The organism is Vibrio sp. 10N.239.312.C11 (assembly GCF_041466065.1).
Taxonomy (GTDB): domain Bacteria; phylum Pseudomonadota; class Gammaproteobacteria; order Enterobacterales; family Vibrionaceae; genus Vibrio; species Vibrio tasmaniensis_A.
On sequence record NZ_JBFSRZ010000060.1, the window covers coordinates 1 to 22,177 of the forward strand.

A 22,177-nucleotide genomic window follows, 5' to 3' on the forward strand; every position below is an offset into this window, starting at 1 on the left:
AAATACGCGAAACGGGGTTGTTCTATCTTTAAATTTAATTACGCAACAAAGCCATTTCGCGTTCAACAATACATCGGTAGCCACATTAACATGAATGCCAGCGATAACATGCTGGCATAATTCCTTTCTAGCTTATCATATCTACTTGAAATAGCTCGATAATGTTTAATTCTCCCAAAGGCATTTTCGACCAAGTGACGATACTTGTATAGACACCAATCCATACTGTCTTTGTCTATATCTTGTCCGTAATTGCGTTTAGCAATTACCGTTTCTCCGCCACGTTCCTTAACAAAAGTACGGAAAGGTTCGCTGTCATATCCTTTATCACAAACGATGGTATTAACTTCATCGAGTTGCTCAACTAAGCTTTCGGCATGCACTATATCGTGGCGTTGTCCCTCTGATAAATCAAAGCAAATCGGCAGTCCACTCTCCGAACTCAGAGGGTAGATCTCGCCAAGGAATACCTGTTCTCATTCGATAAAGTATTCCTTCAAATGTCATTCGATGTTCAGTTTTATCGTAAATACGACCTGTACTTTTCATAACTTGGAGTATCAGTTCCCAGCGAACCCTATCAGTTAGCATTGTTCTTGGCATGGTATTGGTTATGGTTTTACTTTTGGCGAAGCAAATTATAACTCTTTACCATGCTGTTCAAAAAACATTCACGAAAGATCAACACGCCCTAGTTTCACTATTAGAAACAATGTTGTAGTTTACAAATTTAGCTCCAGACGCCAAAGCATTTGCCTCTAATGCAGCTAAAGGAAAACCATTGTTACTAACACCAAGTACTATTAGGAGATCGTTTACTTCCCACTCAATATTGAAAAGGTCTACACAAGGGACATCTTTGCATTGAACGATACTGTCTGGTTCATTTATACAACCATGAAGATGTACCGCACTCCCTCCAGCTTTCTCAATTAAGTCATCAATATTTAAAGTGTAATGTAGAAACTCAACTCCTAGTGATTGACAATATGTTTCGAGATACATACATTCGTAATGTGCTCGATTCGGCAAAAATTATTCATATTGATGCCGAATTTTCTTTACAAGAGCCAATACTTCACAAGGTGAAGCTCCTTGGAATGCTTGGTATTCAGGTGTATTTTTAATATCTTCATATGCAGGCAGTTCTGAAGGAACAGAAAGCCCAGCACCTGATAAAATAATCACTTTCATAGTTTGGGTACGTTATTGTCTATCATAATTACCAACTTTCTGGAGTTTCGCGGTATTTTATCAATATAATACAGTCATTGGTAGTAAAGCATTGATACTTGGTTATGCAACAAGAAGATAAGACAACCATAAATCCCCCAATACTTCTAGTTTCAAGTTGCTTTGCGTAACCTAAAACGTAAAAATTAACTCAAACGCCTTAAATTGTTTCTAGCCAGAACTTGCCGATGGTTTTAACTATCTGTGAATCTACTTCGAATTAACTTTAATCTTTATCTCTCCAACAATTTATCCTTATTAAAGAGAAGATTTTATGGCGACAAATTGGCGACAGAATCTCCCGAAAGACAAAGTTATATGTTTTTATACGCAGTTAAACTTTCCATAACCTATTGATATTTATTCTAACACCTTGAAATACAAGACAGTCGTTTAGTTCGGTTAAGTTCTAACTTTTAACTATAAAACAAACTAACGCTCCCCAAACGCGACACTCACGTTGGTATAAATCGGTTTCCATAAATACTGGAATACTGACTTCTCACCGGTTGTAATATCTACCTCGCCCGTCATACCTGGCAAGATAGAAAAGCTCTCAGGATTATCACGGAAATAGGGAACATCCACCGAGACGACGACTTCATAATAGATCTCGCCACGCTCGCTTTGACTTGTGGTCGGTGAAATACTCTCAACCGCCCCTTTTAGCGCCCCAAAGCGGCTGTAATCAAACGCATCAATCTTGATACGAGTCGGCTGCCCTACACTCACAAAACCAATATCTCTTGGCGACAAACGAGCTTTAAAGTCGGCTTTCCCACCAACAGGAACAATTTCAACCACAGTGCCACCCGGCTGAATAACACCTCCGTTCTTTGTACTTGGCAGGCTTTGCACCAAACCTTGTAGCGGCGACACTAACATGGTGTTGGTCAGTTTCGCTTGGCTTGAACGTACTCTGGCGTTCAGGGCTGACAAGTCAGAGACGGCTTTAGAACGATCATCGCTCACTTTAGCTTTCGCCTCGGCCAGAAGCTGTATGATTTTTTGGTCATTACTGTCAGCTTGTCTAATCAATACCGACTTCTTGCCACGAGCTTCTTCAATTTTCTGCTCAATACTGGCCAGTTTTTGACGCATTTCAAGCACACGTAAGCGTGAAATGTTACCCGCTTTATAACCCTTCTCCAGTATGTTCAACTCTTGCTTAGTCGCATTTAACTCTTTCTCATAACTCGGCAAGGCCTTTTCTACGCTACGAAGCTGCTCTGCAATTTGCTCGCTCTCTTTCTCAAGCACCACACGCTTTTGGAAGTAGAGGGCTTTTTGCGCGTTCAGCTGCGCTTTTTGCTGGCTGACGATCTCTGGGTAATCGACCTCAAACTCAGCAAGGTTAGGCTCACGTTGCTCAAGCAGCGCATTCATACGTTCCACACTGGCTAGAAGCGTCACTTGTTGGGACTTTAGCTCTTCAAGGGCGGTACGCTGGAAAGTGGCATCAAACTCAACAAGCGGCTGGCCTTTCTCTACCAACTGGCCTTCTTTAACAAGAATTTGCTTTAACTTACCGCCAATCGCACTTTGTAATACTTGCTTCTCGCCTTCCGGAATCACAGCACCTTTGGCTTTGGCGATTTCATCAACTTGAGTGACTACAGACCAAGTGGCAAAAGCAATAACACATAAGGCAACCGACCATGTGGCCAGCGCCAATGTACGAGCCGTATTTTGTGATTCAACAAGCTCACCGTAGCGCTTGCCCTTCTCGATAGATTGTTTAGTCATTAGCGACTCCTTGCTTAGACTTTGATTGTTCTTGTTGGGCTGCATTTTGTTGAGCAGACGCCTCTTGAGTTGACGGCTGTAGCTCTTGAGATAACGGTTGCTCAGATAACTGCGGCTCTTGAGAAGCTTGAGGCTCTGAAGGCTGTTCCTGCTTCGAAGACTGCTCCGGCTCTAATGGACCGGCATAAACCACTGCACCTTCATTTAATACCACCACTTTATCGGCAAGCTTGATTAAATCCGGATCGTGTGACGTGTAGATCACCGTTGCTTTTCCTTTTTTCGACTGCACAAACTCACCAAATATACGTTTAGTATTTGGGTGAGCATCAGGCACAGGATTATCCATTAAGAACATTGGGTAGTCATAAACCAGTGCTTTTGCATCAATGAGGATCTGCGCGACGCTACCAGACAACATGTCAAAAAGGCTATCCGGTTGAATACTACTGATGGAGGTGTCTAGCCCACCTGACAATGTCTCGAACCAACGCTTTCCTCCCACCATTTCAATTGCAGAGATCATTTTCTCATCTTCGACTTTGTGACCGTCGTTTAGCCACTCTCGAATACTCAGCGTAAGCAAATCAGGATATGCGGCTCGAATGAAACACCAGTGGCGATAAAGCTGCGGATCGTATTGAACGAGGTTAACGCCTTCAAGCTCGACCATGCCGTTTTGGATAGGCTGCAAGCCAGAGAGCACTTCAATTAATGTTGATTTACCGCTCCCAGAAGGGCCGGTAATCGCGACAATTTCACCGGCTTCAATATCAAAACTCACACCATTCAAGGCCGGGCGACTCTGTTTGGGATAGCGCAGAGTCACTTGTTCTAATTTCAAGTTAGGCGCAACTGTCGGCAACGGGTGATGCTGGTAACTGAACTCACGCTCGGACGGCTGAGACAAGATGCGGTTCACTTGCAGCTTGGATTGATTAAAGCTATTAAAACGCATCGCACTGTTTGCCAACACCTGAGCTGGACCCGTCACCTTAGATATCAACATCATTGAAGCAATCAAACCACCAGGGGTCATCACTTGTTCAAAAATAAGCCCTATACCTAACCCCATCACGGCGAGTGTCGAACCAACCCCAATGAAATAGTAAATCGAGGTATACCGACTCTGGAGAACCGATTGATTAAAGGTCACTGTTGAAGCAAGAAGATTGGCCTTTTTGAAACGTTGAATCCAGTGCTCTGAGAATCCAGCACTGCGAATAAAGGCAAGCTTGGATGACAGCTCATTAGTCATGTTTTGACGATTCGTACCTGCCACTGTCGATTGCATAGAGCGCTTGCTGCTAGAGCGTATCGAGCGTTTTGCTAGTAAGTAATAAAGGATTAAAGAGACGACTGGAACCAGTACCAACCATCCGCCTAAAACACCTATCGCAAGTACAAAAATAAGAATGAATGGTAGGTCAAATAACGCATTTCCTAATGGCCCCGATAGCACACGTGAAATACGCTCTGACAACATCACTTGGTTTTGCTGACTAGAAGAAGCTGTTTGCTGATTTTGAGCATAGCTATTACGAAGCAGACGCTGCACGAGGGATTGAGAGATCTCACGACTGACTCGGTTCGAAACTGAAGCAAACACGCGGCTACGTAATGTTCTCAACCAACCCATCATCACAAACAACAACGCCGCGCCAATGGCGATACCTTGCAACTCATGCCCTGCATCACCACCAATCACATGGTCATAAATCGACATAGTGATGAAAGGAACGGCAAGCGCAAATAAGTTAGTGATAAAGCTGACTAGCAGCAATTTAGGAATAATGGGGCGAAACGCATGTAGTCGTTCGCCAACCCAATCAGGAGAAGCCTTCTCTAGTGGTGGACCTTCGATAACAATACAAAACTGAGGGACATCGGTAATGTCGTCATTGGCATTAAAGGCAACAAATTGCTTGGATTCTAAATGACCAGAGACCAGCTCATGTTCACCAAGTACCAGTAAGACCAATTTATGTTCACCAACTTCATCTAGGTTGGCAACCAAGCGATAAGGCAGTGCAAGCCTGTCGAACAAGGCAAACATATCGTCGATTGATTCAATGCCATTTTCATCAACCCATTGATGTGCGAACAACTGGATATTAGCATTAACTTCCAACTGCTTAAGAACGGAAAGGCTCTCGGTTTCTAAATGGTTCATCACCTCTTGTCGAGCGCTGGTATCTGCACGGTTGTTCATACCTGAAGGGTTACCAATATCTAAACGATTCATACGACGGCCTCCTGATTGCTCTCGCTGTCGACCGTAATAGCTCGACTTTCCACTGTAATGATTCGATTAGCAAATTCGCGAAGCTTCGAATGGTAGCTCACCATCAGTATCGTGCGTCCTGCCGTTACTTCTTCTTCCAACACCTTAGCTAGATTCCCAAGGGCGTCTAAATCAAGTGAAGAATCCGGCCTTTCCAACATGATTATGGGTTTATCACTTGCCAATTGAGCCGCGATATTGAGCATTTTCACGTTACCCATACTCAACAAAGAAGCACTCGTATGGCCAATTTGTGTCTCGAGCCCATCGGGTAATCGAGTAATCTCTTTGGTTAAACCCAAACGCTTTGCATAGTCACTGGCGCTTTGCGTTTTCTCAGGGTCAAAGCCACACAAGTTGTCGAGAATAGTACCCGACACCAACTGCCCTTTAACGCCACAGTAGGCCACAATATTGGTTACGGATGCGATTGAAACTGCAGCTCCGTTAATGAAGCACTCACCCGCTTTTAGATCATCAATACCTGCAATCGACGACAATAAATGACTGTTGGTGTGGCGATCTTCACTCTCTAACAATACCAACTCACCTTTATTCAGTGTCACATCTGCATGAGAGAGTTCACCATACCTTTCAACGGTCGCTTGCTTGATTTCCAACGTATCAAAGTCAGATAAGTGGTTCTCAGCATGCTCAGAATCTGAAGATTCCGATAGTGATAAGTCACTCAATTTTTCTATTGCCTGATTGGCACTGTGTATTGAATTAAGCTTGATTCTAACCCCAACCAGAGCACTCAAAGGCGCAACCGCTCTGCCAGATAAGATAGAACATGCTGCCAAGCCACCAGTAGTTAACTGACCATCCAACACCCATAAGCTGCCAGTGATCACGAGTAAAACTGACGTGGCTAATGCAGCAAGCTGAATACATTCTTGGGCGAAGGCGTTCTGTTCTTCTTCTCTCGCTTTAGACTGAGAGCGAACATTATTGAGGGATTTAAACTGATTGAAGATTCGAGACTCAACAGCCTGGCGTTTGATTCCCTGAATGGTTTGGCTCAGTAAAATCAAGAACGCTTTTCGCTCCTGCTCATCTTGGGAAGCTTCTTCACTTAAGCTTTTAACGCGAATAGAAGATAACCAAACGATTCCGAGAGTAATCAGCCAAACTGCCAAAGGTATCGCCACCAGCTCACCGCCGATGTAAGCCACCAAGCCCAAGAAGATCAAGGCAAAAGGCAAATCAATAAAGCCTGCAATCACACCACCGGAATACCAATCTTTGACTTTGGATACAGAACCAAGCCCCTCTTCCACGCCGCCAACACCAATTTGGCGGAGATGGCCTGATGAAGCCGTTGTTACTCTTTCAACCAAGGTTTGATAGGTCGCTTTCTCGGTATTGCTGGCCGCGGCTGACAAAAGCCAAGTACGCACAAACCGGATCAATGCTTCCATGGCAACAGCCAACGCTGCCCCCGCCAACAACAAAGTGGCAGTACCGTAACTTTGGTTAGGTAAAATACGATCGTAAATTTGTAAAACCGTTAACGGAACGGCGAGAGAGAGAAGATTTATGAGTAAAGAAGGCAGTAGGACTTTCCCCACCACCCCTTTGTTTTTCATTGAACTTGCCGGCATACACAATCCTTATCCATGCTTATGAAATAAGATTGGTACACCATATTGAGTATTGCAAGGTAACGGACTGATTTAACGTGTTTTTCAATATAAATATGACACAGATCTTTCTATACAAATCTGTGGCTATACCTGTACCTTAAAAACGCTCGTTACAAGCGCTCCTTACAAACAATTGTCGTAATCCGTTATCGCCTGCTTTAACTTTGAAAAGTCTGAGTTACATAAATACGGTTTCAGCGCTTCAAATTTATCTGAGGGCCACTCGTATATTTTGAATGACATGAGTTCGTCAATAACGGACTCACCAAAGCGGTATTTGACGACTTTAGCTGGAGAACCACCGACAATGCTGTATGGAGCGACGTCTTTAGTCACCACACTATTCGCTGCAACCACAGCGCCTTCGCCAATCGTCACACCGGGCATCACCATCGCTCTCATGCCTAACCACACCCCATCTTCAATGTGAGTGTCACCTTTGCCAATGTAGGCATCGTCGATGACATCCATAAATGGATACAGCGAAAACCAATCAACTCTGTGGGTATGCTTGCCACCCATCAAAATCACGACCTCTGCACCAATACAGACATAATCACCGATATAGAGTTCGTCGATTTCCCATCGAGGCTCCCACTGTCGGCTGACTTCGTCGCCGTGTAAATAACGCACTACCGATTGTTCAAAACCGTTATCCCAGCAATCGCTGTAATAACTGTGTTGACCTTTTACATGAATATTGGGGTTGGTTACGACTTCATGCAACAACTCGAATTTGGACCAATGCTTCTTTTGCATTATTACCTCTGAATGATCTATTTAGTTTGATTCGTTAACTATCAAAATGTTCGACGATGCAAATCCAAGGTGCACAAACTAACGCCCTATAAACACAGGGTTCACTGGGATGAATAGTGAGTATCACGCTTAAATCATAGCAATGTCGCTAAAACTAAAGAGACGTCAGTGGATTCGAGGTTGCTTAAGAAGAGGAAGTAGTTTCAAAGTTTGCTCAGTTTTTATCGATAACTTGGTGGGATAATTTACAGACGTAGTGTATCTGTTTAATCGCGCCAATTTGACAGGAAGATGTGATTAATAAGGTTTCAAATATCGTTTCGTAGAATACGGCATGAACAAGAGCCTGCGCGATTACACAGGCTCAAACTTAGACTCGGCTATAAATTTCGGCTCACGCTTGGAGCTGGGTTCAGCGACTACATTCGAGCAAGCTGTGCTTTTCTGTCTTTATTGACGACACAGAAGTTGCCACGTTTAGTTCGGCATTTTGAACATCTTTCGCACTCAACAGGGCTTCTGTCCCCTTCTTTCCAACGCTTAACTAAATGGGGTTCAGAAAGCAGCGGTCTTGAAAGCGCGAAGTACTCAATGCCCGTGTTATTTGCGATGGCTTCAATGGCATCGAAATCCGTTAGGCCGCCAACCGTGATCACCGGAATATTAACGTCTTGGCTGATAGCATGACCATATTCGTGAAAATAACCTTCAGCTTGAATGATGAATCCATCGTGAGATTCGCCAATCATGGTGTCGGCTTTGCCATGGATGTTGCCTGACACCACGATGCCATCAACACCCACTTCTTCTAACTTTTTGCACACGAGACGTGTTTCATCGAAGGTAACACCACCGTCAAAAAATTCAGAGGCCGTGAGCTTAACTAAAATTGGGAAGTCGTCGCCCACCAGCTTACGTGTCGCAGTATAGATCTCTAACAGAAATCTCATGCGATTCTCTAGGCTACCGCCGTATTCATCTTCACGTTGGTTGTAATAAGGGCTTAAAAATTGGTTAATCAGGTAAGTGTGAGCAGCATGAATCTCAACACCATCAAAGCCTGACTTTTGAGCTCTCAAAGACGCTTGAGCAAAGGCATCAACAATGTAATAAATTTCGTCTTTGGTCATCGCTTTACCCAGTGTCTGAGTCCCTTTTTCAGGAACTTCACTCGGGGCAAAGATCACTCGTTCGCCAAGATCATGCGTGGTCTTTGTGCCACCGTATGCCAATTGCATGACGATTTTAGAGTCGTTGTCGTGCACCAATTGAGTGAGCTTTTTGTATTCCTCGATAAACGAGTCGTTATACATCCCCATCATGCCCGCATTTGGCTTTTCTTCTTCAACGATGTTCGCGTAACCCGTTACGATCAGGCCGACTTCACCTTGAGCCAACTCTTCATAGATAGCGTACAGTTTATCTGTCATATGCCCATCTTCGGTAGCCATATTTTCCCACGTTGCACTTCTCATGAAGCGGTTCTTCAATGTCATGCTGCCGATGCGGGTTTCTGTAAACAAAGTGCTCAAGTCTTATCCTCATTAAATCTTTATTATGTTTGCCCATTTTAAAAGACAAAAGAGAACCACTTCTTTTTCACAAAGTAACTATCTTTTGTCCATTACTGAATGGGCGTTGATTTATGCGGATAGTACAGAGAATAAGACGAGGAAAACTTAATCTAGATTAAGAGAGCAGTACTCTCACATTAGAAAGAGATAGAAAGCAGCAGAAAGAGATAAAAAAGATTGGGAAATAGAATAAAAGAAAGTCGCTCAGTTTTAACAAGCGACTTTGTTCAATTTAATCTGGACTAAGTGAATGGTTCTTACGAGAGACGTCCACCTGCGAATTGCTAACAGCTATTTAAACTCATAGGTGTAAGACGCACCAACACTGTTATTTTCACCAAAATCGTCCTCAGCAAAAATAGTGAAGACGTTGAATGATTGAGCATCACTCAACTTGTAGCTAGCACCGACACCTGCCCAATACCCAGAGTAATCGTCAGAACCCATTGAACCACCACCAAAGCCCATGATAGACCATTCATCGGTTATCGTTTTTAAGCCAAACGCTCCGATATAACCACCATGTGTCGAGCTCGGCATCAATACATAATCAGAACCCACATTCTCATCATCGAATACGGCTACTTCACCATCGTTGTAGCTGTAACCAGCCATTGGGAAGATTTGCCAACCGAACGGCTCAATATCGAAATAGCTCAGTGGTATAAATGTGCCAATACTGTAGTTGTTCTTATAAGCATCGTCGTCGTATTCTGAACGGCTAAAGTTGAAGTTGACGATACCCATCGGCAACAGCCATGAACCGCCTAATCGCCACTCTTCGCCGTCCGCATTGACACGAGCGTTGATCATTCGCGCTTCATCTAAACCGATAGAGCCTGAGAACTGCAAATCTTCGTTATAAGCAACGCCCGCTTTGGTCACGATTTTAGTCGGGTCGTCAGGGTGCTTCTCTTCAGCAAAAGCCCCCATCGACCCGAGCGTTGCCGCAGCAACAAATAATAGAGTACGTAATGTCATTAGAAGGTCGCACTAAGGCCAACAAAGTGGATACGGCCATCGAAAGAACCATTGAGCAAGTCGCGCCCTTTAGGTCCATCACGATTCATCTCAACCGAACCTAAGTCCGCGTATTCGTAGAACACATCGATCAAGATATCATCCCAATACGTTGAAGCACCTACCGAGTAGCGATACTGTTCGCCTACAGGGAGATCAACCCACTGCATTGAAGGATCGTCTTGTGGAGAGGTTTCGTAAGAGAAGCCCGCCTTTAAACGCCAGTCAGAGTTCAGCTGGTAGTCAGCACCAACAGCAAATTTCCAAACATCATCCCAGTCACGCTCTAAAGTCTGGCTAATCGGCAGATTGCCGTTTTGGTTTGTACCTAGATCTAAAACCGTACTATCCCATTGGCTCCAACGATGAAACTGGATGCTTGCCAATAAATCTAATTGAGAATTCAATGCATAGCTTGCACTGACATCAACGAGTTCAGGTACATCAATACCAGTATTCAATGAACGTTTACCGCCAGTAAAGACATTCACATCATTGTTAAATTCGTGCTCTAGTTTCGAGCGGTAACTCGCACCCAGTTTTAACTTCTCTGTTGGAGTGTACATAACACCAAGGTTATAACCATAAGCCCAGTCAGTATCTTGCTTGGCTATAAAAAGAGAAGATGACTGTTGTAATGCAGCCCAACTCAATTGAATACCTGCGCCAACAGACCATTGGTCATTCAGCTTATAACTCAGTGATGGATTCACTTGCATTGCGGTCAGAGTAATTTCTTCTAGAAGGGCAGCACCTGCCCAATCGCTACCGTAATCAAGGCTTGAGCCACCAACAGCGCCAAGTGCGATACCAAGGTGCAGTTGGTCTGTTACTTGATGCGCGTGGAAAGCACCAAATGAAGGCAACACTGAATGGCCTTTACCATCACCGCTAGAGTCTTGGTTGTCTTGATATTTCATCTCAAGGTCAAACGCCATGGTATTGATAGTCGTTTTGCTTTCGCCCATGTGAGACATGGTTGCTGGGTTAGTCCACATCGCCGCGGCAGAGCGAGTGTAAACACCGTCACCTGCGCCAGTTGTACCGGCATTGGCGACGACAGCTTCTTGTAAAAATAGACCACTTGCGAAAGCATTTAAACTTGTAAAAATTGCGGTGGCAGCTAGCGAGTAAGTAAAAGTTTTGTTCATCAGATTGCTCATTTAGCCTTAGACATTAAATTGATCTAAGGTTACCGCAAAGCCCTATAAACAATGGGAATACCCGTTATTACTTTACAAGCGCTATTTGAACCTTCTAGCGACGTATGGACGCGGCTTGTCTCGATGAATTTCACGTTGAGCAGCAATTGCTCTGTTCTTACCTAACCCTACCTTTATTTGATACCAAGTCTCGTAAAATAAGGCGAACCCAGGACTGGACCACCAAGTCTTGTTGTAGAGTTTCTTATTAGCAGCGACAACATCTGGCGACCGATTCGCGCACTCAAGTGCCAACGCATAGGCTTCAGCGTAAGGGTCTTCAGCAATCTTGGTCACCAATCCATATTCTTTCGCGGTTTCACAGTCGATCACTTTGGCCGTCATCGCCATTTCTAGGGTGTGATCTTTACGCATCAGCTCTCTAAATGCGATAGCGCCTCCCATGTCAGGAATCAATCCCCACTTCGCTTCCAATATCGAGAAAGTCGCGTCTGGACTGGCCATCCTAAAATCACCACCACTGGCTAATTGAAGGCCGCCTCCCCAACAACGCCCGTGAATCGCAAAAATGACAGGGCAAGGGATCTCTCGCCAACCAATAGAAAAATACTGAGCCGCATTTGGCAACGTCGGCAACCATTTGAACAAAAGCTTCATCGCTCCAACTTTACTGTTCAATAACGATTTAACATCGAGCCCTGAACAAAAATCCGTACCATTACCTTTCACTATCACAGCGCGAATCTCGTTATTCTTTTTGAGTTCTCTGATCATATTATTGACGCCTTCAAACATCGCCATATCAATAGCGTTGAGCTTATCGGGTCTATTCAGCACAACGGTGGCAATTTGGTTTTCATCAATGGAACAAGTGATACGATCGAGGTTTGGCATGGTGGCTACCTTATAAGTGGTCAGACCTTTAGATTATACATTTTATTAACATATGCCAAACTTGCACATTAAGAAGCGAGACCTGTGTTGCTTAACACCTCCCCCTTACACAAACGACATCAATAAAAAAGCAGTGATGGTTCGCTCCATTCACTGCTTTTCATTCGTAGCTTTTATTGCCAATAGCTTTGAATACCAATAGCTTTGATAATCAAGGGCTCTCTGTTTTGACAGAACCTATGTTCTTCGAGATTTCAGTAACAAGATGATGAAGTAGCTGCCACCAATAATTGAAACTAACGTACCTGCTGCAAGCTGCGCTGGGAACACCACCACTTGCCCTAACCAGTCTGCAAATAGCATCAATGCTGCACCAATCAAAAACGACAAGATGATCTGCTCTCGCACCAAACGAGCCCCCATCATTGCAGCGATATGCGGAGCTAACAAGCCGACAAATGCGACTGGCCCCATGGTGGTTGTCACGACCGAACATAAGATCGCAACAATACACAACAGCGCCACGTAGGCGATATTGATATTCAGCCCTCTGGCACTCGCGAACTGTCGGCCAGTCGCAATTAAGGTCACCCAACGGCTCAATAGCAAAGCAGCCCCGATAGAAGCCGTTATCACCATGGTCATAATCATTGCCGACTCAGGTTCAACACGATAGGTAGAGCCTGCCAACCAAGCTAATAAAGTGTATTTCCCCTCACCCACTCGCGTTAAAGAGAATTGCACCAAAGCTTCCAAAACTGCGGTTAATGAAATACCTGTGAGAATCAAGATCGAAGGTGCAAACTGATGCTTCTTGCCAAGAAATAGTAATAAACACAATGCAATCGCGCTGCCTAAGAAAGCAATCCAAGGGCTCAAGGAGTGAATCGAATAACCCATAAACAGGCTACTGAAAATCAACGCGAGAACAGCGCCTGCCGACACACCAAGAATGTCCGGGCTGGCAAGCGGATTGTAGACTAACCTTTGTAAAATCACACCAGCAACCGCCAAACCGCCACCAGCGAATATCGCCGTTAACATTCTCGGCCAACGAATCGACCATTCAAATGCGTCTGGGATAACAAAATAGCCCATATCAGAAGAAGGCTGTGAGAGCGTACTCAACGCCAACAACCCGAAAAGCATTGTGCCCAACAAGAAGTAAGCCAGAGGTGAAATAAGCTTTGGTCCTTTAGGCATCGAGAAAAACAGCTGATCTTGAGCCGATAATTGCTTTCTCGCAATAATGATCAACGCTGGAGCGCCAATGACCGCGGTTGCCGTCCCTGTTGGAATCATATCCAAAGACCATTGTGCCAAGAAGATCGCTAAACTGTCAGTGACGCAAAGCAGTAACGCACCTAATACACAGCTTGCGACGAGTTCAGATTTGGCCTTTAAGAAGCCTAAATGCCTCGCAATGTTCGGAGCTATCAAACCAATAAAGCTGATCACGCCCACTGAGGTAATCGACACCGACACCAACCAAACGCCAACCGCCATCAATACAAAGAATGTTGCGCCAATATTGAGCCCGCGTGCTGCTGCCCCTTCAGTGCCAATCGAAAGTAAAGTCAGGACTCTTGGCGCCAATAAGAAGATGGCGATGATCGGCAGTAGCTTAGGCATTAACCAAAGTACTTGTTCCCAACCGTTCTGTCCTAGATCACCCGCTCCCCATACAAACAAGTTCTGTGCGTACTGGTCGTTAAGCAGGATAATTGCTGTCGCAAATGCCCCTAGTAACAAGTTGACCGCCATGCCCGCCAAAACAATTGGCAAGCCGCTCATGTTTTTGATTCCGACAATCGAAACAATCAGCCCCATCGCCAGCAGTGCACCGATCAGAGCGAACCAAACTGAATACTGAGCGACCAACATCGGCGCAACCACATTCAGAATAACCAAACCAAGCCACGCCCCTGACGACGTACCTAAAGTAAGCGGCGACATCATTCGGTTCTGCGTCAGTTGTTGAAACAGGCTACCGATGGTGCCGAGTGTTCCCCCAACCAAGATCGCCATGACCAAGCGAGGCAAGTTGACATAGATTAACGCCATCAACTCGAATGAATCATCAACCATTGAGTTGAATCTCGCGCTGTCACTGATCAGTGAAACTTGCTGGAGCAGCTCACCGATAGGGCCAAATTCAGATTGCCCTAACCATAAATGAACAAGGGAAGCGAAAAACAGCGCTGCCCCCATCACCAAACCACTGGATTTCATTACTGCTCCGCTAACGTCAACAGCGATTGCGCCATAGCTTCTGCGTTATACAAAATCGACATGGCACCGCCGTAACTCCAACTTGCCGCTACTGGGCTAAATTGACCATTACGAACAAAAGGCATGCTCTTCCAAACCGGAGAACGGTCTAGTTTGTCTTGATATGGGAAAGGTTCAAAGTAAAGTGCAATGCCCTTCTTTACGTTCTTAAGCTCTGTCATTCGTTTTTGACTGATGCCCCACTGACTCGCAGGAAGATCCATCGCATTTTCAAAACCTAACTGTTCAAGCGCATATTGTGGAATAGAGTTATCGCCGTAAATGAACACCGATGTGGTGCTCGCAAAACGGAAAGAGGTCACTTTCGGTTTGTCGCCCGGATACGCTTTATCCAGTTCAGCCTTAAGGACAGCGATACGCTCATCCATTGCGGCCAGCTTTTGGTTCGCTTGTTCTTCTTTACCAAGCAACTGTCCGATCTTCTTGAAGTTCTCGATAGCAGCCGCAGCATTGCTGTGCTGTTCACTGTACGTTTGGTAGTAAAGCACGGGCGCAATTTCAGAGAGTCGATCCTGAAGATCTTTCTGCGGTGAAGCGATGAGAATCACATCAGGGTTTAGCTTCTTCAAAGCAGAAAAGTTGGGCTCAGTTCGAGTGCCAATGTCCGCCACGCCTTCAGGGATCGCAGGTTGAACAACCCAATCGGTATAACCTGCAATATCAGGGACCGCGACTGGCGTAACACCGAGTTCAATCACTTGTTCAGCAATATCCCAGTTTAACGCAGCCACTCTAACGGGCTGAGCTTCAAGGGTTTTAACGCCCTCGCTGTCTTCAACTTGGTAATCGGCCATCGCATTAAACGATAAAGCGCTCGCTAATACGGATACCGCCAGCTTTATATGCAAGCTCTTTATTTTAGAAACATGGGAAGCTATTCGTTGTAAATTCATATTGTTGCCTACTCAATCTAAATTCTATATTTATTCAAACGACAAAAGCAGCCCAGTAATGGCTGCTTTAAATTGATAACCCTAACTTAGTTAGAATTCGTAATTAACATTAAATTCTACAGTTTGCTCTTGACCGTACCAGCAATAGCTCTCATTCCAACAAGTGTAATACTCTTCATTGAATATGTTATTTGCAACGACATTAGCTGTTGCGTTCTTAAGCGAGCTGTTAACCTCTCCTAAGTCATAACCTAGAGACAAATCAACTAAAGTATATGATGGTACTTGGCCTTTATTTTTGTCTGACGTATCGTTTAGAACAGTTTCTCCCACATAACGCACGCCACCGCCAACTCTCAGACCACTCATTGCACCACTACGTACAAAATAGTTAGCCCAAACATTTGCAGTATGATCTGGTACAAATACTGGTGTTTGTCCGATATTTGATGCATTTCTATCTTCCGTAATTTCCATATCGGTGTATGTGTAGTTCGCTAACACATCCAAGTTATCAGTGACTTGTGCTCGTCCTTCTAACTCAATACCTTGTGAGCGAATCTCACCAACTGAAGTCCATGGTGAAGCTCCATCAGGACGAACGCCCACATTTTTTTTGTTCACTTGGAACAACGCCATCGAGCCTGAAATCATATTCTCATATGAGTCATACTTAAGGCCCAACTCGACTTGTTCACCTGTTTCAGGATCTAGGTTATTACCGTTAGTATCTAACTTTACACTCGGTTCAAAACTGGTAGCAAAGTTAGCAAATGGAGATAAACCGTTATCAAATTTGTACAAAGCACCTAAGCGGTATGAGAAATTAGTATCATCAGTATCCGTTTTGCTTGGTGCACCACCCAATACTGATACTTTTGTCGTTGTTTCGACTTTGTCAAAACGACCACCAGCAATGAACACCCAATTATCAATCAACATCTGATCTTGGAAATAGAATCCAAGCTGACTCACTTCAATGTCGTTATTTTGATAATACGTTTTTGTAAAATCATTCGGATTCAGCTTATTGTTATTTGGATTGTAAAGGTTGATGCTATCAACACCTGCGAAAGCGTCGTAGGCTACATCACCCTCTGTGTTTCGATAATCCACACCAAAAAGTAAATAGTGATCCAATGAGCCAGTCGACACTAAGCCCGATAGTTGGTTATCAACACTAATACCCGTAGAACTTTCATCGGTGCTATATGCCGAACGAGCTAATGAGCCAGTTGAAGCATCAAAATTGCCACTGCTAGTACTTTCTTGATAAAAGTCAGTTTTCATATAACGGAAATTCTGAAGAAATGCCCAATTTGAGTTGAAATCATGGTTAAACTTATAACCAGTAATAAAGAAATCACGTTTGATGGTGTTGTAATTAACATCCCCGGCAAATGTCGAAGGTGATACTTTTCCTGATTCAATCGCCGCTAATGGGAGTGTCACGTTCTGACCTAGTGCAGGGTCATTCTGATAATAAAGATTGAAGTTAATAAAGGTTTTATCAGACACATACCAATCGATTGATGGCGCAATCACATAGCGCTCTTCCTCAACGCCGTCTACTTGCGTATCTTTCTTACGACCCAGAGCAACCAAGCGATAAGCAACGTTGTCACTCAAAGCACCCGTTGTATCAATTGAAGCTTCAACTAAGTTATCTAAACCCGTTGCTAAGCCAATTTTTGTAGACTCTTCAAACTTAGGCGCTTTTGCGATGATATTAACCATGCCTCCTGGTGGCATTGATCCGTAAAGAACCGATGTTGGACCTTTAAATATTTCCAAACGCTCCATCGCAATAGGATCAATCTGAGGTTGTACGTTCCATCCAGGAAGGATTGGCAACATCATTCCGTCATAATAGTTATTCGTAGAGTCAAAACCGCGAATTTTAACCCAATCACTAAGAACCACTGCACCACCTTTATTCTCGGTTGATACACCTGGTGCATAACGAAGAGCTTGCATTACAGACTTAACACCACGTTGTTCCATCTGTTCGATTTCGATAACATTAAGTGTTTGCGGCGTTTCTTCTGGCGCTAAAACGGTTTTCGTTGCTGTATTACGGTAGGCTTTACCCATAACAGTGATAGTTTCTACATTCGAATCTGCCGAAGTAGCGGTATCTTCCGCGAATGCTTGCGCTGAAAACGCAGTCAGCAACGCAACTGCCAATGATGAATACTTAAAACGAGTGTGAGTGGTCATGATTCCCTCGGTACCAATGCTTAATTGTAAATAGTAATAAATCTCATTTGCATTGTATGTATCTAGAGGTAGGATAATTAACAATTTGGTGCAAGTTCAAAAAGAACTTGGCCTATTTTGAGTAAAACTAGGTCAATTGCTGATTAAACACACAATTGATCTAGTAACATTTGACCTAGTAGCGTTTGACCTTGTGGTCAAAAGGCTTTTGAGAAGGGGGAGGGAGAAAGTCGGAGGGCTGAAATATGACTACGATTTGATAATTGGAACCCAGTACTCCATTTCCGCATCAGAAGCATGCGCTTGATAGCCAAATGGGTACATCTCAAGTTCATAACCATCAACGCCACGATAACCTGAATTTGGAAGCCAATTAAGCACAAACCAACTTAGAGTATGGGGTAGATGCTCTATAGGACCACGGTGCTTCACTACAGCATAGGTTTGCTTCGGAATCGTCAGCACCTCTAACTTATCAGAGATAATACTAGGCAGTTGCGGGATAGAGATCTCGTCATGAAGCTCAACGCCCGCCCAATAGTAAATATTGGTTCCGTCAAAACAAGACTGAGTCAGGTCAACAACGCCAATAAACTGGAGCATGTTGGCGTCAGGGATTTCAACCTCACCTTCTAAACGTGACCATAGCTGAGGGACTTTCTGCGCGAAGTCTTGCGTGAGTGAAAACAAGCCACTGATTTCTGATGTCATTCCTTTCACTAAGAAAGGCTCTCTTTCATCAATGCGCACTTCCACAAAGCTTAACGCCCTATTTTCTGAATTACTCACCGTTTCAGATACTTGTATCGGCTTTTTTAACCCTACTCTTTTGCCTGCTTTTCTATACTGACTTGGGCTTACCCCAAACATTTGCTTAAACGAACGGCTAAAGCTTATTTCTGAATTGAATCCGAGACCAAGCGCAATATCGATAACACGATCTTTTCCATCAAGCAGCTCTTCGGCAGCCTGACTTAACTTTAGCTCTCTCACATAGTTCGCCACGGTAAGCCCTGTTTCGGCTTGAAACACTCTTTGCAGCTGCCAACGAGACCAACAGCTTTGCGTCGCCAAATCTTCTAGCGATAACGCAGAGCTAAGATTCGCATGGATATAAGCCAGAACGCGGCTGATACGGTCAAATGCAGGTGTGTTCATATTCAAGCTTTCATCTTCTCTATTTTTGACTAGGGCGTGTTGGGTTCAACAATACTTTTATCACTTAAAGTGGCTTTTATCACTGAAAAAAGGACAGCCCACCCAAATTTTATAAATCTCAAAAACGTAAAAAGCACCGAGTAGATGCTCCATTTTGTATGGTTATCCTCGACTATGTTCGTTATGATAACGCAACTGATTCTCATTTATTGATTTAAGATGCTTCCCCAACTGCACAATATTATCACTCGTCGGAAAGCCCCGTCTCTACATCAAAAAATCTTCGCTTACTCAAAACAAGTGACCCCTTATTTAAGCGGAAGCTTTGGTGCACTTAATAACAAGAGCATTGCGGTAACAAATGAGAATAGCCATAAAGAGCTCAAACGAGTTTACGATGGTCTTTCGCAAAGCCACCCAGAAGCTGGCAAAGCGTATTGGTTAACACGAACCTGGGATCTCGTGTGTTGGCAGCCTATCTATGTGACTTTCATTTCTATCTACGGGCTTCATTCATTGCCCGACATCAAGAATATCGGTCAATTTAGATACAAAGAGTTCATTACTGGCTACCGCTTCTTTAATGGTGATCATCAACATGGTTCACCAGAAGAGCTGATTCCCGATGCTGGTGAAGCCATTCTTGCACTGACTGAGTTTTATCGAAGCCAGATCAGTGAATGGACACGTATTCGCCCAGGATTTACCAATCATTTATTGGCCGATCTATTGTTAGGCAGTTTGATAAAACTTCAGCAACACGAACCAAGCCTGACCAACGATTACATTATTGCGCAAGCTAAGCTTTGGTTAGAAGCATGCCAGTTGTCTGAAAATCATTTAGACAGCCTTAAAGTGGACTCTAGTTCGGGGATGTTAAAACTGATCAGAATCAGCTGCTGCCTGGTTTATAAGTGCGATTCAAGAAAGTACTGTGATAATTGCCCTAGGCATCCAGACAACAAAAAAATCGCTTAGTCACGCCATTTATTAAAGTTCAATACGACGAGCCTTCTCCCATTGAGCTTCGCTACTGATCTAGTTACAGGACTGACATGTTTCAGCTTTCAAACATAAAAATTGTTCGTGATGAACGAACCATTCTCTCAATCGAAGACCTCACGATTCCGACCAATGAACTGACAGTCGTTCTTGGCCATAATGGTTCGGGTAAATCTACACTCGTTAATTTACTCTCAGGGCAGATGTCGCCGGATCACGGCAGCGTGGAACTAGACGGCGCTTCCCTCTCTTCATTCAAAAGCAAAGATTTAGCGAAAAAAATTGCTTATCTACCGCAAAAGCTCCCCGCTTCTGCAGGCTTAACCGTAGAAGAGTTGGTTCGTTTAGGTCGCTTCCCATGGAGAGGCGCGCTAGGCCGTTGGAATTCAGAAGATAAGTCGATTATCCAACAAGCGATGGAAAGAACCGGTGTCACTGAATTCTCGCAAGCCTTGGCGGATGATTTATCTGGAGGAGAGCGTCAACGCGCGTGGGTATCGATGTTGTTGGCTCAACAATCACCAGTACTAATCCTTGATGAACCAACTTCGGCACTGGATGTGCATCATCAGTTTCAGCTTATGGGTTTACTGTCTGAACTCAACAAAACGGAAAATGTTGGGGTGATCGTCATTTTGCACGATTTGAATCTAGCACTGCGTTACGCGACACACATCGTTGCACTGAAAAAAGGTCAGATTGCTTTTGAAGGCAGTGCGGATAAGTTACTTGATGAACAAGCGCTATCAGCTTTGTATGAGTCTCCGATTCGACTGATCGATCATCCAGTTCCAGCTAAGACAGCAGCAAGTGAGAAGGTTGCAGTCGTCTGTGAATAGTTCGGGCATTTCAGTCTAAGCTCTAAGCTCTAAGCTCTAAGCTCTAAGCTCTAAGCATAAAGAAGGCCATTGAAATCATAAACTTCAATGGCCTTTTCGTTTTTCACTCGCTAGCTAAATAATTAAATAACTAATCTATTAACTAATTAGCTCAGCTGCGACTCTCTCGCTTCTTGACTACTGAAACCACGTAAAATATTAATCAGGGTAATAAGAGTGAAAAACATGATGACAAGCGATAAATGCCACGCTTCTCCTAGCCCTAGTTGAACTAGCCCCATACTCACCATTGAAGACACCACCATCTGCCCGCCGCCAGACATCGCAGCAGCCGCGCCAGCGTTCTTCTTATAAGGCAACATCACCAACGCCTGAGCACAAGGCAATGCAATACCATTGCCAAGAATCATCAAGAACTGGCCAAGCATGAGATACAAAGGCTCAAGTGGGCAAAAGAAAAGCCACAACGCCGCGAAGATATGCAATACAGGGGTACATAACAGAGTTTTCTTGTTGCCCAACATGGGGCGAATACGGTTACATAAACTTGTTCCACCAAGCATGCCTAAAGCAGGAATCACCGCCCACATCGCGTATTCATCAGACGTCATGCCAATCTGGTTTTGCATAATAAATGGCATCACTGATACGGTAGTGATCATCAAACTAAAGTTAAGCCAGCCAATACTCGCAAAACTCATAAAATAGCGAGAAGTTAGCAACTCTTTGTATTGAGAAACCATTTTATTTGGCGAAGGAATAGCGGAGATCTGAGTGACGGTTTCCTTAAACTTGAACGCCAAAACCATCCAAGCTAATGAGACATAGCCAAGTAGCGAGATGAACACCATGCTCCAGCCAAAATGGAAGTTAATAAAGCCGCCGATTACGGGCGCAATCAAAGGTGTAATAGACGCGACCATCGCAATGTAGGACATAGCTAAAGGTAAATCTGCCCCACTGAATCTATCCCGCGTGGAAGCACGAGCAAGTACAGCGCAACAACCCGTTCCTAAGCCTTGCAGAAAACGTCCCATCACCATGCTAGTAAATGAATGGCTAAAGAAGATGATCATTAATAGCCCAAGCATCGCAATCAACAAACCACTTAACAGCACCTTCTTACGCCCTAGAGCATCGGAAATTGGACCATAGATAAACTGAGAAGGTCCAAAACCTAACAAATAGACACTCACCAGAAGCTGAGCTTGCTCTAGCGAAACATCAAAGTCTTTCGCGATCCAAGGTAATGATGGAAATACCAGCCCCATACTGAGTTGGCCGATGCTGATGACCAAACACGCAAGTAGGATCGATTTAAAGTCAAATCGACGACTCATGATGTAAAGTATCCAATATAACAGCTGTTTTGAGATCGGGTGGTTTGAGAATAGATAGCTTGGGTATCAACCTGACAACATACAGACAGAGAAAACAGCGAAGATGTTGCAAGG

16 protein-coding genes and 1 pseudogene are annotated in these 22,177 nt (G+C 44.1%); 2 read left to right on the forward strand and 15 right to left on the reverse strand.

Annotation, left to right across the window (positions count from 1 at the left end; genetic code table 11):
* Positions 1 to 62 precede the first annotated feature (62 nt).
* The 14 genes and pseudogenes from AB6D07_RS19650 to AB6D07_RS19715 all read right to left on the reverse strand — a co-directional run bounded on the left by AB6D07_RS19650 (position 63) and on the right by AB6D07_RS19715 (position 18,882).
* Positions 63 to 603 (reverse strand): annotated as a pseudogene (locus AB6D07_RS19650) (transposase).
* 432 nt (positions 604 to 1,035) lie between these two features.
* Positions 1,036 to 1,194: a hypothetical protein gene (locus tag AB6D07_RS19655; protein WP_017101689.1), complete on the reverse strand. Its 159-nt coding sequence runs from the start codon at positions 1,192 to 1,194 to the stop codon at positions 1,036 to 1,038.
* 471 nt (positions 1,195 to 1,665) lie between these two features.
* On the reverse strand, positions 1,666 to 2,979 hold the full coding sequence (locus AB6D07_RS19660; RefSeq protein ID WP_017103752.1) for an HlyD family type I secretion periplasmic adaptor subunit: 1,314 nt from the start codon (positions 2,977 to 2,979) through the stop codon (positions 1,666 to 1,668).
* On the reverse strand, positions 2,972 to 5,224 hold the full coding sequence (locus tag AB6D07_RS19665) for an ABC transporter transmembrane domain-containing protein (RefSeq protein WP_017103751.1): 2,253 nt from the start codon (positions 5,222 to 5,224) through the stop codon (positions 2,972 to 2,974). The genes AB6D07_RS19660 and AB6D07_RS19665 overlap by 8 nt, the downstream gene beginning before the upstream one ends.
* Positions 5,221 to 6,867 carry an ABC transporter ATP-binding protein gene (locus AB6D07_RS19670; RefSeq protein WP_017103750.1) on the reverse strand — a complete coding sequence of 549 codons (1,647 nt, stop codon included), beginning with the start codon at positions 6,865 to 6,867 and terminating at the stop codon, positions 5,221 to 5,223. The genes AB6D07_RS19665 and AB6D07_RS19670 overlap by 4 nt, the downstream gene beginning before the upstream one ends.
* Before the next feature lie 165 nt (positions 6,868 to 7,032).
* Positions 7,033 to 7,668 (reverse strand): CatB-related O-acetyltransferase, encoded by a 636-nt coding sequence (locus tag AB6D07_RS19675; RefSeq protein ID WP_017103749.1) that lies wholly within the window; start codon positions 7,666 to 7,668, stop codon positions 7,033 to 7,035.
* Positions 7,669 to 8,087: 419 nt separating this feature from the next.
* The gene (locus AB6D07_RS19680) at positions 8,088 to 9,200 is read right to left on the reverse strand and encodes an NADH:flavin oxidoreductase (RefSeq protein WP_017103748.1); all 1,113 of its coding nucleotides are present in this window, start codon (positions 9,198 to 9,200) and stop codon (positions 8,088 to 8,090) included.
* A gap of 333 nt (positions 9,201 to 9,533) precedes the next feature.
* A complete protein-coding gene (locus AB6D07_RS19685) occupies positions 9,534 to 10,223 on the reverse strand; it encodes a hypothetical protein (RefSeq protein WP_017103747.1) in 690 nt (229 codons plus the stop codon).
* Positions 10,223 to 11,413 (reverse strand): OmpP1/FadL family transporter, encoded by a 1,191-nt coding sequence (locus AB6D07_RS19690; RefSeq protein WP_372091331.1) that lies wholly within the window; start codon positions 11,411 to 11,413, stop codon positions 10,223 to 10,225. The genes AB6D07_RS19685 and AB6D07_RS19690 overlap by 1 nt, the downstream gene beginning before the upstream one ends.
* A 93-nt stretch (positions 11,414 to 11,506) precedes the next feature.
* Positions 11,507 to 12,319 carry a crotonase/enoyl-CoA hydratase family protein gene (locus AB6D07_RS19695; protein WP_017103745.1) on the reverse strand — a complete coding sequence of 271 codons (813 nt, stop codon included), beginning with the start codon at positions 12,317 to 12,319 and terminating at the stop codon, positions 11,507 to 11,509.
* Between the two features lie 237 nt (positions 12,320 to 12,556).
* A complete protein-coding gene (gene fhuB, locus AB6D07_RS19700; protein ID WP_017103744.1) occupies positions 12,557 to 14,551 on the reverse strand; it encodes a Fe(3+)-hydroxamate ABC transporter permease FhuB in 1,995 nt (664 codons plus the stop codon).
* Entirely contained in the window at positions 14,551 to 15,504 is a 954-nt protein-coding gene (locus AB6D07_RS19705) for an iron-siderophore ABC transporter substrate-binding protein (protein ID WP_017103743.1), read from the reverse strand. The genes fhuB and AB6D07_RS19705 overlap by 1 nt, the downstream gene beginning before the upstream one ends.
* A gap of 90 nt (positions 15,505 to 15,594) precedes the next feature.
* Entirely contained in the window at positions 15,595 to 17,724 is a 2,130-nt protein-coding gene (locus AB6D07_RS19710) for a TonB-dependent siderophore receptor (protein WP_017103742.1), read from the reverse strand.
* Positions 17,725 to 17,973: 249 nt separating this feature from the next.
* A complete protein-coding gene (locus AB6D07_RS19715) occupies positions 17,974 to 18,882 on the reverse strand; it encodes an AraC family transcriptional regulator (protein ID WP_017103741.1) in 909 nt (302 codons plus the stop codon).
* 219 nt (positions 18,883 to 19,101) lie between these two features.
* Between AB6D07_RS19715 and AB6D07_RS19720 the strand changes: the two genes are divergently transcribed.
* The gene (locus AB6D07_RS19720) at positions 19,102 to 19,860 is read left to right on the forward strand and encodes a siderophore ferric iron reductase (protein ID WP_012600441.1); all 759 of its coding nucleotides are present in this window, start codon (positions 19,102 to 19,104) and stop codon (positions 19,858 to 19,860) included.
* 77 nt (positions 19,861 to 19,937) lie between these two features.
* Positions 19,938 to 20,723 carry an ABC transporter ATP-binding protein gene (locus AB6D07_RS19725; protein WP_012600440.1) on the forward strand — a complete coding sequence of 262 codons (786 nt, stop codon included), beginning with the start codon at positions 19,938 to 19,940 and terminating at the stop codon, positions 20,721 to 20,723.
* A 146-nt stretch (positions 20,724 to 20,869) separates the two neighbouring features.
* Here AB6D07_RS19725 and AB6D07_RS19730 read toward each other — a convergent pair whose 3' ends face one another.
* Positions 20,870 to 22,063, reverse strand: coding sequence for a multidrug effflux MFS transporter (locus tag AB6D07_RS19730; protein WP_017103740.1), 1,194 nt, complete (start codon positions 22,061 to 22,063; stop codon positions 20,870 to 20,872).
* Between the last annotated feature and the right edge of the window lie 114 nt (positions 22,064 to 22,177).